Source organism: Stenotrophomonas sp. 85239_Sma (assembly GCF_056481725.1).
This window is the reverse complement of sequence record NZ_CM151163.1, coordinates 4,470,887-4,484,271: the sequence shown is the minus strand read 5'-3', so window position 1 is coordinate 4,484,271 and position 13,385 is coordinate 4,470,887. Positions and strand designations below refer to the sequence as shown.

Sequence of the window (13,385 nt, the reverse complement as noted above, 5' to 3'; positions counted from 1 at the left end):
AGTCGTTTGTGCACAAACGACTTAATCCCCTCCGTCCCCTTTTTTGGGTACCGTAGGCGCATGAGTACCTACCACCTGCAGTCCGTGTTCCGTCCGCAGTCGGTCGCGGTGATTGGCGGCAGCCCGCGTGAGCGCTCGGCCGGGCGTGCGGTGATGCGCAACCTGCGCGGCACCGGCTTTCCCGGCAAGGTGGCCTGGGTCAATCCGCGGCATGCCGAGATCGATGGCATCCGCACGGTCAAGCGGCTGAAGGACCTGGACTGGGTGCCCGACCTGGTGGTGATCACCGCACCGGCGGCGATCGTGCCGCAGGTGGTGCGCACTGCCGCCGAGCGTGGCGTGCAGGCGGCGATCATCCTCACCGCGCACCTGGGCGAAGGCCCGGGTTCGCCGTCGGCGCAGGTCGAAGCGGTGGCCCGCAAGCATGGCCTGCGCATCCTCGGCCCGCACTGCCTGGGCGTGATCGCACCGCATGCGCGGCTCAACGCGAGCATCGCCGCGCACTTCCCGCAGGCTGGCGACCTCGCGCTGATCTCCGAATCCTCGGCCATTGCCGCTGCGCTGGTGGAATGGGGCGTGGCGCGCTCGGTCGGCTTCTCCGCCGTGGTCTCGCTGGGCGACACGATGGACGTCGACTTCGGTGACCTGCTCGACTACTTCGCCACCGATTACCGCACCCGCGCCATCCTGCTCTACGTCGAGCAGATCAAGGACGCACGCAAGTTCATGTCGGCCGCCCGTGCCGCCGCACGCGCCAAGCCGGTGGTGGTGGTGAAGTCCGGCCGCGCCGAACGCGTGCAGCCAGGCAGCCGCGATACCCATGTGCAGGCCCTGGCCCGCGCCGACGATGTGTACGGGGCGGCCTTCAACCGCGCCGGCCTGCTGCGCGTGGGGGCGCTGGACGAGCTGTTCACCGCCGCCGAGTCACTGGGCCGGCTGGGCACCTTCCCCGGTCGCCGCCTGGCCATCCTCAGCAACGGTGGCGGTGTCGGCCGCCTCGCCGTGGACCAGCTCATCGCATTGCGTGGCACGCTGGCCAACCTGTCCGACAGCACCATCGAGAAGCTCGACGCGGCGTTGCCGCAGGGCTGGTCGCGCAGCAATCCGGTCGACATCGTGGTCGACGCCGATGGTGACCGCTACGCCGCGGCCATCGAAGCGCTGCTGGCCGACAATGAGAATGACGCGGTGATGGTGGTCAACGTGCCGACCGCGTTCACCTCATCAGCGGACGCCGCGCAGGCACTCACCCGCACGCTCGGCCTGCGCCCGCGCCATCATCGCGACAAACCGGTGTTTGCGGTGTGGCTGGGCAACGACGACCAGGCTACCGCCACGCTCAACGCAGCACGGGTGCCGACCTACCCGACCGAGGCCGAGGCCGTACGTGGCTTCCAGCACCTGGTGCGCTATCGCGAAGCGCAGAACGCCTTGATGGAAACGCCGCCCAGCCTGCCGCAGGACTTCAGCGTCGACACAGCCGCCGCACGCACGCTGGTCGATGCCGCACTGGCCAACGGCCAGCAGTGGCTGGACCCGCTGGCCACCCATGAACTGCTCAAGGCCTATGGCATTCCCTCCGCGCCGGTGATGCACGCGCGCGATGCGCACGAGGCGATGGACCTGGCGCAGCCGCTGCTGGAACGCGGTGCCACGGTTGCTCTGAAGATTCTCTCGCCGGATATTCCGCACAAGTCGGAAGTGGATGGCGTGCGCCTGAACCTGTCCACGCTGCCGGCGGTGCAGAGCGCGGCCAACGCGATCCTGTCGCGCGCACGCCAGCTGCGGCCGGATGCGCGCATCGATGGCCTGCTGGTACAGCCGACCATCGTCCGCCCGAAGGCGCGCGAACTGATCGTCGGCATCGCCGATGACGCGACGTTCGGTCCGGTGATCGTGGTCGGCCGTGGCGGTACTGCCGTCGAAGTGATCAATGACAAGGCGTTGGCGCTGCCGCCGCTGGATCTACGCTTGGCTCACGAGTTGATCGGCCAGACCCGGGCCTCGCGCATCCTCAAGGCCTACGGCGATGTGCCCGCCGCCGATGAGCGCGCACTGGCGCTGGCGCTGGTCAAGCTGGCGCAGTTGGCCGCCGACATTCCCGAAGTGCGTACGCTGGACATCAATCCGCTGCTGGTCGACGGCAAGGGCATCCTCGCCCTCGACGCACGCGTGGCGGTGGCGCCGTCGCGCATCCTGCACAAGGGCCGCGGCCACCCACGCTTCTCGGTGTTCCCGTACCCGAAGGAGTGGGAGCGCACCATCGAACTGTCCGATGGCGGCCGTGCCTTCGTGCGCCCGGTGCGGCCGGAAGACGACGCACTGTTCCGTGCGTTCTTCGCCCGTGTCAGCGACGAGGACCTGCGCCTGCGCTTCTTCCAGTCGGTGAAGCACTTCAGCCACGAGTTCATCGCGCGCCTGACCCAGCTCGACTACGCACGCTCGATCGCACTGGTGGCGATCGAGCCACGCAGCGGGGAAATGCTGGGCGCAGTGCGCCTGCACGCCGACGCGGACTACCACCGTGGCGAGTACGGCATCCTGATCCGCTCGGACCTGAAGGGACACGGCATCGGTTGGCGCCTGATGGCGATCATGATCGAGTATGCCAAGTGGCTGGGCCTGGACGTGGTCGAAGGCCAGGTGCTGCGCGAGAACAGCACCATGCTGGCGATGTGCCAGAGCCTGGGCTTCAAGACGAAGCTGGACCCGGACGACCCGACGGTGATGATGGTGACCCTGCCGGTGCAGCAGGTCGAGGTTCCTGAAGTGCCGCCGGCGGCGTGATCCGCGCTCGGCGGTGCACCGGTCCTACCGCATTGGTTCCACCACCACCGCCGTGCCATAGCACAGCACCTCGGTCAGCCCGGTCATCACATCGGTGGCGTCGTAGCGCATGCCGATGATCGCGTTGGCACCCAGCTGCCGCGCATGCTTGACCATGTCGCGGTAGGTTTCCTCGCGGGCCTGTTCGCACAGCTCGGTGTAGATGGTGATGTTGCCGCCGAAGATCGTCTGGATGCCGCCCAGGAAGTTGCCGACGATCGAACGCGAGCGCACGGTGATGCCGCGTACCACACCGAGGTTGCGCACGACGCGGTGCCCGGGCAGCTCGAAGGCGGTGGTGACCAGCGCATCGTCGAAGCGCAGTGCCGGCGGAGAAGAGGTGCCGCTGTTGTAGGGGTCTGCCATGGTCGCGCCCGTGTTGTAGGGTCGAGCTTGCCTGACTCTACAACGCAACCGCCCGTTGCGGCATGGTTCCGTCACCGCGCTGGCGCGACAATACCCCCATGACCGACCGTATTCCCCTGTTGCTGCTGCCCGGCCTGCTCAACGATGCCGAGCTGTGGCGCGCGCAGCTGGCCGACCTGGCCGATATCGCCGACTGCACCGTGGGCGACCAGACCCGTGGCGAGACCCTGCAGGCGGTGGCCGAAGACGTGCTGGCGCAGGCACCGGAGCGCTTTGCGCTGGCTGGTTTCTCGCTGGGAGGTTTCGTGGCCCAGCAGATCCTGCGCATCGCGCCGGAGCGGGTGCTGCAGCTGGCGCTGATCGACACCTCGATCCACGCCGACTCACCCGAGCGGGCCGAGCAGCGCCGCAGCCAACGTGCCAGCGTGCGCCTGCCGGGGAAATTCCACGGCTTCGGTGATGTGCTGATGCGCAGCTACATCGATGCTTCGCGGCTGGATGACTACGTGCTGGTGCAGCGTGTGCGCGACATGACCGCCCGCCTGGGCGCGGACGTGTTCCTGCGCCAGAGCGCGCTGGAACGCCGCGATGGCCATGATGTGCTGGCCGGCTACCGCGATCCGCTGCTGATCGTGTGCGGCGCGAACGATCGCATCACGCCGCTGGCGGTGAGCGAGGAAATGCACGCGATGGTGCCGCACTCGCAGCTGGTGGTGGTGCCTGATTGCGGGCACCTGGCACCGATGGAAAAACCGGACGAGGTCAGTGCGGCGATGCGCGGGTGGTTGCTGCAGAAGTGACTGCATCCGGTCCAGCCGGCGCCTGGTTCCAGCCCATCCAGTTGTAGACGTGGTAGCGCAGAACGCCGATACGCTCATGCAGCATCACTTCCACCAGCAGTAGATTGAATGTGGAGGGAAACCACCCACGGGTGGCACGGAGGTGGTCACTGGGCAGGCCCTCGGCCCCGACGCCGAAGTGACGGAAGTAGATCAGGCTCCGCGTGAGATGCAGGCCTGAGGTCACCAGCACCACTCGCGAGCTGTTGCGCCCGATGATCGCACTGCTGTTTCTGGCGTTCTGCCAGGTGTTGCTGCTGGCACGCTCGCGGACAATCTTCTCGGTGGGCACGCCCAGGGCAATCAGTTCCCTTGCGTAGACATCGGCCTCAGCGGCATCGCCCGTGGCAGTGACGCCTCCGCTGGCAAGCACGGTACAGACCTCCCCCGTGCGGTCGCATTCGTGGTAACGCTGTGCAGCCCTCATCAGGCGGCTATAACCGGCCAGCCCGGGCCTGGGGCCACGGGCATCGTGATCGATGCCAGCACCCAGCACTACGATCACAGTGCGCGGATGGAGCGCATGTTCACTGACAAGCGGCGTGTCTTGCGCACGGTCCAGCAGCCATTGCGTGATGGGCGTGCTGGCGCTGGCTGCAATGGCCAGCGGAAGCGTCGCCAGGAGAGCGGCACTGCGCAGGCGTCGTTTCAGGACCAGCGCGCCGCATGAAAGCAGCAGGAGAAGTGTCAATGTCAGCATGGTGGTCCATAGGGGAAGTTTGAAAGGATTCCGATGGCATGGAGAGATCGTTGCCTACATGCTGGATGCCATGGACCTGAAGCGACTTTCACTCCCGACCCGATGTGCTGTCATCGTAGGCGGAATCATGCTCGCGATTGCCGCAGGGTATCTGCTGGGTGGCGGCTTCCCGCAGTTCTTCGTACAGATCCATCAGCGGATGCAGTAGCTCGTGAGTCCTGCATGCTGACGCCTGAAGTCTAATGGTCAGGCGCAACCGGGCGCTCGAGTGGGCTCGTTCAGGTGTTGAATGCGACAGACGGGGGAAGGCAATGCAAGGCTTGAATTCACGGGTTGGGCTGAACCCGGGGTCGCGCGCCATGGAACGACCAGAGCTCGGAGAGGGCTCGATGCTCTGTCTCATTGCGGCAACGTCACCTCACCACTTGCCATCATTCACCGCGGCGTTGGACGGGGCGATCTCGCAATGGATGAGCAAGGCAAAGGAAGAGTCCTTCGGTGGCATGGAGCAGGAGCTGGCGCGCCTGCATGCCCTGAAGAGTGTTACCTCGGCGTTGGGCAGCGCCGGGGTTGCACAAGCCTGCGACGCGCTGAGTGACTGTCTCCGCTCGGGTACAGAAGCGTGCGCTGTGCGGCGGCGGGCATGCGCGTTGGCACTGTCTGCGCAGCGTCTTCTGCATCGTGCGACGACGCATTTCCTGATGGAAGGGGGCTGACGTGAACGAGCCCCGTGTGTCCTCGCAGACCTTTGCACCGGCAGCGTTGCTGCAGGCAGCCCGTGCGCTGGAGATGCACCGCCTGGCCTGGCTTCTGTCGTGCCTGCAGGAGCCGCGCGCCAGCGGATTCCGGGTGCTGCTGCAGGCACTGGTGGTGCTTTGGTGCTGGCTGTGGGTGGATGGTCCGCAGCCGGTTCTGGCCAATGAGGCGGCCCGCGTGTTGCCGGAGGCCGTTGCACTGCTTGTGGTATCCGTGACATGGGCACTCCTTGCAAGGCTCTGCATGGAGCGCTGGCACCGCTGGTGCGATGGGGTAGGCCTCCTGCTCAGCCTGGCAATGGTTGCGATCCAGGTGGACACGGCGTTCATCCTGTTGATGACGCTCAATGCAGCCCTGCCTTTCCTGGTGATCTCCGCCACCGCGGTGTATGGCCGCAGGGCAATTGCTCCCGCGATCGCATCGACTGCGCTGGCATTGTTGTGGGCCGCGCCTGAAGGCTATTGGGTCTCTCGACCCGCCTACCTGGCCTACGCGCTGGCATTGACGATCCTGTTGCCGTTGGTAGTAGCGTCGCTGGTAGCGGCGATGCGTGACATAGCGCTGCGCGCCATTGCTTCGCGTGAGGCGCAGGGCCGATTCGTCAGTACGATGAGCCACGAGCTTCGGACGCCGCTGAACGCCATCATCAGTGGGATCCAACTGCTGGAGGTGGGTACGGTGGGTACGGCCCAACGGCATGCACTGGCGACGGTCGCAAGACAGGCGCAGGCGCTCAGGCACCGCATCGATGATGTACTGGACGTAGCCAGCATCGATGGTGGTCGGTTGCGGTTGCGGCTTCATCCTTGTTCGCTGCGGTCGCTCATTGAAGGCGTGCAGGCAACCTGCATGCCCGCGGCCGCCGACAAGGGCGTACTTCTGCAGATGGATGGGAGCGAGCCAGATGTATGGATGCTGGCAGACGGCGGCCGTATCGAACAGGTGGTGACCAATCTTGTCTGCAACGCCATCAAGTTCAGCCCGATGGCGGGCGAGGTGTGGGTATCCATTGATGCCGTCCCATCGGGCGACGACTGGCAGCTTCAGATCGAGGTCTGCGATTCCGGCACGGGGATCGATGGCGCGGATCTGGAGATGATCTTCTCGCCATTCGTACAGCTCAGCCAGGGCGAGGCACGCTGCGAGCAGGGTGTCGGGCTGGGGCTGTACATCGTGCGGCTGATTTCCGATGCCATGGGTGGAACGATCAGCGTGGGCCGCAGTGAAGCAGGCGGTGCCTCGTTCGTGTGGCGCTTCACGGTGGCCTCCACCTCGGAGGTGGACCCTCTTCCTTCCCTTGAACAGCTTCTTCAGTCACACGCAGCGTCGGTTCGATCGCTGCACTGCCTGCTGTTCGAGGATGTGGAAACCAACCGTGACGTGGTGGAACGCCTGCTGCAGAGCGCCGGCCATCGCCTGAGCTCCCGCCATGATGGCCACGATGCGCGGGAAGTGATCAAGGCACTCGGGCCCGATGTGGTGCTGCTGGATCTGCACATGCCGGGCTGCAGCGGATGGGAGGTGCTGGAGTCGGTGGCCAGGGGCCCCGGCGCGCCACCGGTTCTTGTAATGAGCGCGGATACGCGGGTACAGGTGATTGAAAGAGCCCGTGCGCTGGGGGCTGCCGGTTTTCTATGCAAGCCACTGGATATCCACGACGTGCTGGACATGTTGCGCGGTGTTGCAGGACGCGGTGGTTCGGGTGCAACTGTGCAGGACCAGGCTCCAACCATTCCGGCGGCGGGGCGCTTCCGGTAGGTGCCGACCTTGGTCGGCACGATGTTTCATCGATCGATCAGACGTCTGCGCCGACCAAGGCCGGCGCCTACCAGGGCCGTTGCGCGCCGTCGTTGGAATCAATCCCAGGCCGGGGCGATGCCTTCCGGGTTGGCCAGGCGGTGGCCGCGGTCGAGCCTGGCGATCTGTGCCAGGTCTTCGTCGGTCAGGCGGATCGCCGCCGCTTCCAGGTTGCTGGACAGGTTCTCGCGCTTGGTCGATGACGGGATCACCGAGAAGCCCTGCTGCAGCGCCCAGGCCAGCGCGATCTGCGCCGGGGTGGCCTGGTGGCGGCCGGCAATGGCCTGGATCACCGGGTCCTTGATCACCTCGCCATAGGCCAGGCTCATGTAGGCGGTGACGTGGATGCCGTTGTCCTGCAGGAACTTCACCAGCAGGCGGTTCTGCAGGTAGGGGTGGACTTCGATCTGATTGGTGGCGATGGCATCGGCACCGAGGATGCCGACCGCCTTGCGGGTCTGCGCGACGGTGAAGTTGGAAATGCCGATCTCACGGGTCAGGCCCTGCGCCTTGGCTTCGGCCAGTGCGGCCAGGTACTCCTCCATCGGCACGTCGACCTTGTCGTTCGGCGAAGGCCAGTGGATCAGCGCCAGCTCCACCTGGTCGGTGCGGAGCTTTTCCAGGCTGGTGCGCAGGCTGGCCAGCAGCGCATCGCGCTTGAACTCGGTGATCCAGACCTTGGTGGTCAGGTAGATCTCATCGCGCGGCACGCCGGAGTCGGCGATGGCCTGGCCGACGTCGGCTTCGTTGCCGTAGATCTGCGCGGTATCGATGGCGCGGTAGCCGACCGCCAGCGCGTTGCGCACGGAGTCGATCACGGTCTGGTCTTTCAGGCGGAAGGTGCCGAGACCGAAGGCGGGGACAGTCATGGGGGCTCCAGCAGAAGGGGAGGGAGGCGGGAACATCCGGCAAAGGGTAGGCCAGTGGCCGCGTGCATGCCGGCAACGGTGCATTGCATCACCGTATACGCACGGATTCCTGCCATCGCCCGACCAACGGTCGGGCGCCACCCGTGCGGCGTCGGACGCTGCCGGCCAGCGACCGGCACGACCGCTATGGTGGGTGCGGACCGTTGGTCCGCACGGATCCGGCTGCCGGCCGCTGGCCGGCAACCGGATCAATCAGGCCGCGCGTGCCTGCTCGCCCTTCACCGCCGCCGTGGTCGACAGATCGAACACATCGACGGCATCGATCAGGCGGTTGGCCTGCTGCTCCAGGCTGCGCGCCGCGGCGCTGGCCTCTTCCACCAGTGCAGCGTTCTGCTGGGTGGTGCCATCCATCTGGATCACGGTCTGGCTGACCTGTTCAATGCCCGCGCTCTGTTCCTGCGAGGCGGCGGAGATCTCGGCCATGATGTCGGTCACGCGCTGCACCGATGCAACGATCTCGGCCATGGTGTCGCCCGCCTCGCGCACGCGCTGCGCGCCGTGGCCGACCTGTTCCACCGAGGCTTCGATCAGTGACTTGATCTCCTTCGCGGCCGCCGCCGAGCGCTGTGCCAGCGTGCGCACTTCACTGGCGACCACCGCGAAGCCGCGGCCCTGTTCACCGGCGCGCGCCGCTTCCACCGCGGCATTCAGCGCCAGGATGTTGGTCTGGAACGCGATGCCATCGATCACGCTGATGATCTCGGCGATCTGCCGCGACGAGGTTTCGATTGCGCCCATCGTCGCCACCACCTGGCCGACCACGCTGCCACCGTGCGAGGCGACCGTATGCGCGCCGATCGCCAGCTGGTTGGCCTGGCGCGCATGCTCGGCGTTCTGGCGCACGGTGGAGGTCAGCTCCTCCATCGACGCCGCCGTCTCTTCCAGGTTGGCGGCCTGCTGTTCGGTGCGGCGCGACAGGTCATTATTGCCGGCGGCGATCTCCGCAGCGGCGGTGTGGATGCTGCCGGAGGCATGCTTGATGTCGGTGACGATGGTCGCCAGTTGCGCGGCGGTGGTATTGGCGTCGCCGGCGATACGCGCGAACACGCCCTGGAAATCCCCGTGCATGCGCGCGCCGAGGCGTCCGTCGGCGATCGCGCGCAGCATGCTGGAGACCTCGCCCAGGTTCAGCTCGGTGGTCTGCATCAGGCGGTTCAGGCCCTCGACCATCGCGCGGAAATCATGCTCGAAGCGGGCACTGTCGCCGCGCTGGCTGAAGTCACCGGCGGCCGCCGCTTCGGCCAGGCGGCGGATCTCGCCGTTGATCGCGCCGAGGTTGTGCTTGACCGCGTCCAGCGCTTCGGTGATCACCGCCTTCTCGCCGGGCAGGCGCTCCATGTCCTGGCTGAGGTCGCCGACGGCGTAGCGGCCCATGATCGAGATCGCGCGCATCTTGACCTGGATGTGCGCGTCGACCAGCGTGTTGCAGTCGGCCACCATGGTGCCGAACGCGCCGGGGAAGGCACCGGCGTCCATGCGATGGCTGATGGTGCCGGCTTCGTGCGCCTGCGCCATCGCGGTCTGTGCATCCAGCACGCCGCGCAGCGTGGACTGCACCGCCTGCATGGCCTGCGCGAGGCGTCCGATCTCGTCGCGGCTGCGCACCTGCACCACGTGCTGCAGATCACCGGCGGCCACTGCACGCGCAGCGGCTTCCACTGCCAGCACCGGCTGCACCACCGCACGCCGCAGCCACCAGGCCAGGCCCATCAGCAGAAGAACGGCGGCCAGCACGGTCAGTGCCGCACACAGCAGCAGGGTCTGCCGCGCCTGCTGCGAGCGCGCTGCCAGCGCCGCTTCGGCCACCTGCGTGGCGTGCGTGCTCAGCGCATCCAGTGCCGCCGCCACCGGGCGATCCTTGCCGCGCACGAGGATGTCGCCGGCGGCGGGATCGTAGCTGGCCTCGGCAAACGCCTGCAGCGCCGCGTGGTAGTCCTGCTGCAGCTGCGCGTGCAGGCCGATGAACGCCTGCGCCAGTTCGCGCGTGCGCGTGTCCGGGCTGGTCACCAGGCCCTTGGCCAGTTGCTCGACCAGACGACCTTCGCTGTCGAAGGCATCCAGGTGACGCTTGCGCAGGGCATCGTCGTGGCCGCGCAGCAGCACGTTCTTCCATTCCTGCACCTGGCCGCGGAATTCACGCTGCAGGCGTTCGGCATCGCGGCTGTGCGCGACCTCGGGTGGAACCTCGGTGGACACCTTCAACCAGGCGAAGGCCAGGCCTGCCAGGGCGCACAGCAGGACCACGGCCAGACCAACAGAAACCGCGCCGAGCAGCTTGGACTGCAGGCGCGGAGCACGGACAGACGCATTCATGGGGAAGCACTCTCGGGAAGGGGCACTGCGGTATCGACCCGTCGCCCGCGCACTGAAGTGCGACACTCATCACATTCGCGTTTCGTTTAGCGATGTGAAGAAACTATTTCATAGGACAAATGTGTCCATATGGAACGAATGCGGACCCTCGACAGCTGGATTAAATGTAACTATTGTTGTTACATGAAATCCGCGAATCCCCTCTCCGATGCCCTGCACGTGATGGCGCACCTGGTCGGCCAGTCCGCCCCGCGTACCTCCGAGCAGCTGGCGTCGTGCCTGCCGACCCACCCGGTGGTGATCCGCCGCCTGCTGGCGCAGCTGCACAAGGCCGGCCTGGTGCACAGTGCCCGCGGCCATGGGGGCGGCAGCCAGCTGGCCCGCGACGCCGCAGCCATCACCCTGCATGACATCTACCTGGCGGTGGGCGCACCGCCGCTGGTGCAGGTCGGTAGCCGTGATCCAGGCGGCGGCTGCCCGATCCAGCAGCTGGTCAACAGTGCCTTGCTGGAGGGCGCACGCGAGGCGCAGCGGCTGCTCGAACAGCGCCTGCAGGCGACCACGCTGGACCAGCTCGGCGCCGATTTCGCCCGCCATCTCGCCCATCACCGTTCCCTGGAGGGTCACCATGAATCCTGATGTGCTCATCGTCGGCGGCAGCTATGCCGGCATCGCCGCCGGCCTGATCCTGGCCCGTGCCCGTCGCCCGGTCACCGTCATCGACGCCGGTTCGCCGCGCAACCGTTTCGCCAGCCATTCGCACGGTGTGCTGGGTCTGGATGGCATCAGCGGCGCCGAGCTGCTGAAGACTGCGCGCCAGCAACTGCTGGATTACCCCAGCGTGCGCTGGGTGCAGGCCGAGGCGGTGCAGGCCACCGCCAGCGCAGCGGGCGTGGAAGTGCGCACCGCCGATGGCCAGGTGCTGGCCGCGCGCAAGCTGCTGCTGGCCAGCGGCATCGCCGACCAGCTGCCGGAGCTCCCCGGACTGGCCGAGCGCTGGGGCAGCACCGTGCTGCACTGCCCTTACTGCCACGGTTATGAAGTCGGCGGTGGCGCAATCGGGCTGCTCGGTGGCCATCCGATGTCCGCCGGCAAAGCACCGCTGTTCGCCGACTGGGGCAATGTCACCTTCTTCAGCCAGGGCCTGCCGATCACCGAGGAGGAGCGGGCGGCCATGCAGCAGCGCGGCGTGCAGATCGAGACCTCGCCGGTGCTGGGGGTGCAGGGCGACCAGCCGACCTGGCTGGAAGTGGAGCTGGCCGATGGCCGCCGCATCGCCCAGCGTGCGCTGTTCGTACCGGCCACCCAGGCGATGGCCACGCCGCTGGTGCAGCAGCTCGGCTGCACGCTGGCGGAGAGCCCGCTGGGCGTGCTGATCGAGGTCGACATGATGAAGCAGACCTCGGTGCCGAACGTGTATGCCGCAGGCGATGCGACCACGGTCGGCAACATCACCCTCGCCACTGCCGAGGGCGTTCGCGCGGGGATCGGCGTGCATCATGCGCTGGTGGCCGAGGACAGCGTGCCGCGCTGAACGTCTCGGGGTCAGATCCCTTTCGCAGAAAGGGCTCTGACCCCCGGCATGCCGTGCTGCTCTGGTAGAGGCCGACCTTGGCCGGCACCCCTCCATCATCCCTTCACGCACAGCACTTGCCGCAGCGTGTGCACCACGTCGACCAGATCGAGCTGTGCGGCCATCACATCGTCGATCGACTTGTACGCCGCCGGCGACTCGTCCAGCACACCGCTGTCCTTGCGGCATTCCACGTGCGCGGTCGCTTCACGATGCTGGGCCAGCGTGATCTGCTGGCGCGCAGCGCCGCGGCTCATCACCCGGCCGGCGCCGTGGCTGCAGCTGTGGAAGCTGTCCGCGTTGCCCTTGCCACGCACGATGTAGCTGCGCGTGCCCATGCTGCCGGGAATGATGCCAAGTTCGCCCTCGCGCGCACTCACCGCGCCCTTGCGGGTCACCAGCAGTTCCTGGCCGTGGTGCGTCTCCTTCTGTACGTAGTTGTGGTGGCAGTTCACCGCCATCGCCGCCAGCTGGAACTTCGGCAACCGGTGGCGCATCTCGGCCAGCACCCGCGACATCATCGCCTCGCGGTTCTGCCGGGCGTAGTCCTGTGCCCACGACACCGCTTCGACGTAGTCATCGAACAGCGGCTCGCCTTCCATGAAGAACGCCAGGTCCTTGTCCGGCAGGTGGAAGCCGAGCACGCGCCGGGCCAGTTCCTCGCGCGCCTTCTCGATGAAGTACGTGCCGATCAGGTTGCCGGTACCGCGCGATCCGCTGTGCAGCATCACCCACACCGTATCCGTCTCGTCCAGGCACAGTTCGATGAAGTGGTTGCCGCCGCCCAGCGTACCCAGCTGGCGGTCCAGCTTGTCGGTGCGGATCCGGCGGTGCTTGTCCTTGATCTTCTCCAGGCCGGCGGCCAGCCCCGACTGCACCAGCCGGGTGTGGATGCTGTCGGGCATGCGCTGGTGCTCGCCGCCGCGACCGTTGCCGACCGGGATGCTGCGCTCGATGCTGCTGCGCAGCTGCCGCAGGTCATCGGGCAGATCATTGGCGCGCAGCGTGGTACGCACCGCCGCCATGCCGCAGCCGATGTCGACGCCGACCGCCGCCGGGATGATCGCACCGCGGGTCGGGATCACCGAGCCCACGGTCGCGCCCTTGCCCAGGTGCACGTCCGGCATCACGGCCACCCACGGCCCGACGAACGGGATCGCGGCGATGTTGCGCAGCTGCTCATGCGCCTGCGCTTCCAGCGGTACACCGTTGACCCAACCCTTGATCGGCGTGGTGCCCTCGGCGTGCAGCCATTGATAGTTGTATTGAGTGTCCATGTTTTCGTG

At 66.9% G+C, this 13,385-nt stretch carries 10 protein-coding genes; 5 read left to right on the top strand and 5 right to left on the bottom strand.

The annotated features are described in order from the left end of the window. The first annotated feature begins 60 nt into the window (after positions 1-60). On the top strand, positions 61-2,787 hold the full coding sequence (locus tag ACYKG1_RS20835; protein ID WP_100474651.1) for a bifunctional acetate--CoA ligase family protein/GNAT family N-acetyltransferase: 2,727 nt from the start codon (positions 61-63) through the stop codon (positions 2,785-2,787). 24 nt (positions 2,788-2,811) lie between these two features. On the opposite strand, the gene ACYKG1_RS20830 is transcribed toward ACYKG1_RS20835, so the two are convergent. Further along, positions 2,812-3,192 (bottom strand): YbjQ family protein, encoded by a 381-nt coding sequence (locus ACYKG1_RS20830; RefSeq protein ID WP_100474648.1) that lies wholly within the window; start codon positions 3,190-3,192, stop codon positions 2,812-2,814. A 98-nt stretch (positions 3,193-3,290) separates the two neighbouring features. On the opposite strand from ACYKG1_RS20830, the gene ACYKG1_RS20825 reads away from it, so the two are divergent. Then, on the top strand, positions 3,291-3,992 hold the full coding sequence (locus ACYKG1_RS20825) for an alpha/beta fold hydrolase (protein ID WP_478471284.1): 702 nt from the start codon (positions 3,291-3,293) through the stop codon (positions 3,990-3,992). On the opposite strand, the gene ACYKG1_RS20820 is transcribed toward ACYKG1_RS20825, so the two are convergent. Continuing rightward, positions 3,955-4,731 carry a YdcF family protein gene (locus tag ACYKG1_RS20820; RefSeq protein WP_478471282.1) on the bottom strand — a complete coding sequence of 259 codons (777 nt, stop codon included), beginning with the start codon at positions 4,729-4,731 and terminating at the stop codon, positions 3,955-3,957. The genes ACYKG1_RS20825 and ACYKG1_RS20820 overlap by 38 nt on opposite strands. Before the next feature lie 717 nt (positions 4,732-5,448). On the opposite strand from ACYKG1_RS20820, the gene ACYKG1_RS20815 reads away from it, so the two are divergent. After that, positions 5,449-7,245, top strand: coding sequence for an ATP-binding response regulator (locus ACYKG1_RS20815; protein WP_478471280.1), 1,797 nt, complete (start codon positions 5,449-5,451; stop codon positions 7,243-7,245). Positions 7,246-7,343: 98 nt separating this feature from the next. Here ACYKG1_RS20815 and dkgB read toward each other — a convergent pair whose 3' ends face one another. Next, on the bottom strand, positions 7,344-8,153 hold the full coding sequence (gene dkgB / locus ACYKG1_RS20810; protein WP_478471278.1) for a 2,5-didehydrogluconate reductase DkgB: 810 nt from the start codon (positions 8,151-8,153) through the stop codon (positions 7,344-7,346). Positions 8,154-8,405: 252 nt separating this feature from the next. Then, a complete protein-coding gene (locus ACYKG1_RS20805; RefSeq protein WP_262084235.1) occupies positions 8,406-10,526 on the bottom strand; it encodes a methyl-accepting chemotaxis protein in 2,121 nt (706 codons plus the stop codon). A gap of 183 nt (positions 10,527-10,709) precedes the next feature. On the opposite strand from ACYKG1_RS20805, the gene ACYKG1_RS20800 reads away from it, so the two are divergent. Beyond that, complete coding sequence (locus ACYKG1_RS20800) at positions 10,710-11,165, top strand: Rrf2 family transcriptional regulator (RefSeq protein ID WP_100474626.1); 456 nt, start codon at positions 10,710-10,712, stop codon at positions 11,163-11,165. Then, entirely contained in the window at positions 11,155-12,060 is a 906-nt protein-coding gene (locus ACYKG1_RS20795) for an NAD(P)/FAD-dependent oxidoreductase (RefSeq protein ID WP_100474624.1), read from the top strand. The genes ACYKG1_RS20800 and ACYKG1_RS20795 overlap by 11 nt, the downstream gene beginning before the upstream one ends. Before the next feature lie 95 nt (positions 12,061-12,155). Here the strand turns inward: ACYKG1_RS20795 and ACYKG1_RS20790 are convergent, their stop codons facing one another. Next, positions 12,156-13,376, bottom strand: coding sequence for an RtcB family protein (locus tag ACYKG1_RS20790; RefSeq protein WP_100474620.1), 1,221 nt, complete (start codon positions 13,374-13,376; stop codon positions 12,156-12,158). Positions 13,377-13,385 lie beyond the last annotated feature (9 nt).

Bases quoted from the DNA above. Each gene is read 5' to 3' on its own strand.
- ACYKG1_RS20825 (WP_478471284.1), top strand. From the start codon at position 3,291: ATGACCGACCGTATTCCCCTGTTGCTGCTGCCCGGCCTGCTCAACGAT.
- ACYKG1_RS20795 (WP_100474624.1), top strand. From the start codon at position 11,155: ATGAATCCTGATGTGCTCATCGTCGGCGGCAGCTATGCCGGCATCGCC.
- ACYKG1_RS20830 (WP_100474648.1), bottom strand. From the start codon at position 3,192: ATGGCAGACCCCTACAACAGCGGCACCTCTTCTCCGCCGGCACTGCGC.
- ACYKG1_RS20835 (WP_100474651.1), top strand. From the start codon at position 61: ATGAGTACCTACCACCTGCAGTCCGTGTTCCGTCCGCAGTCGGTCGCG.
- ACYKG1_RS20805 (WP_262084235.1), bottom strand. From the start codon at position 10,526: ATGAATGCGTCTGTCCGTGCTCCGCGCCTGCAGTCCAAGCTGCTCGGC.
- ACYKG1_RS20800 (WP_100474626.1), top strand. From the start codon at position 10,710: ATGAAATCCGCGAATCCCCTCTCCGATGCCCTGCACGTGATGGCGCAC.
- ACYKG1_RS20820 (WP_478471282.1), bottom strand. From the start codon at position 4,731: ATGCTGACATTGACACTTCTCCTGCTGCTTTCATGCGGCGCGCTGGTC.
- ACYKG1_RS20790 (WP_100474620.1), bottom strand. From the start codon at position 13,376: ATGGACACTCAATACAACTATCAATGGCTGCACGCCGAGGGCACCACG.
- dkgB (WP_478471278.1), bottom strand. From the start codon at position 8,153: ATGACTGTCCCCGCCTTCGGTCTCGGCACCTTCCGCCTGAAAGACCAG.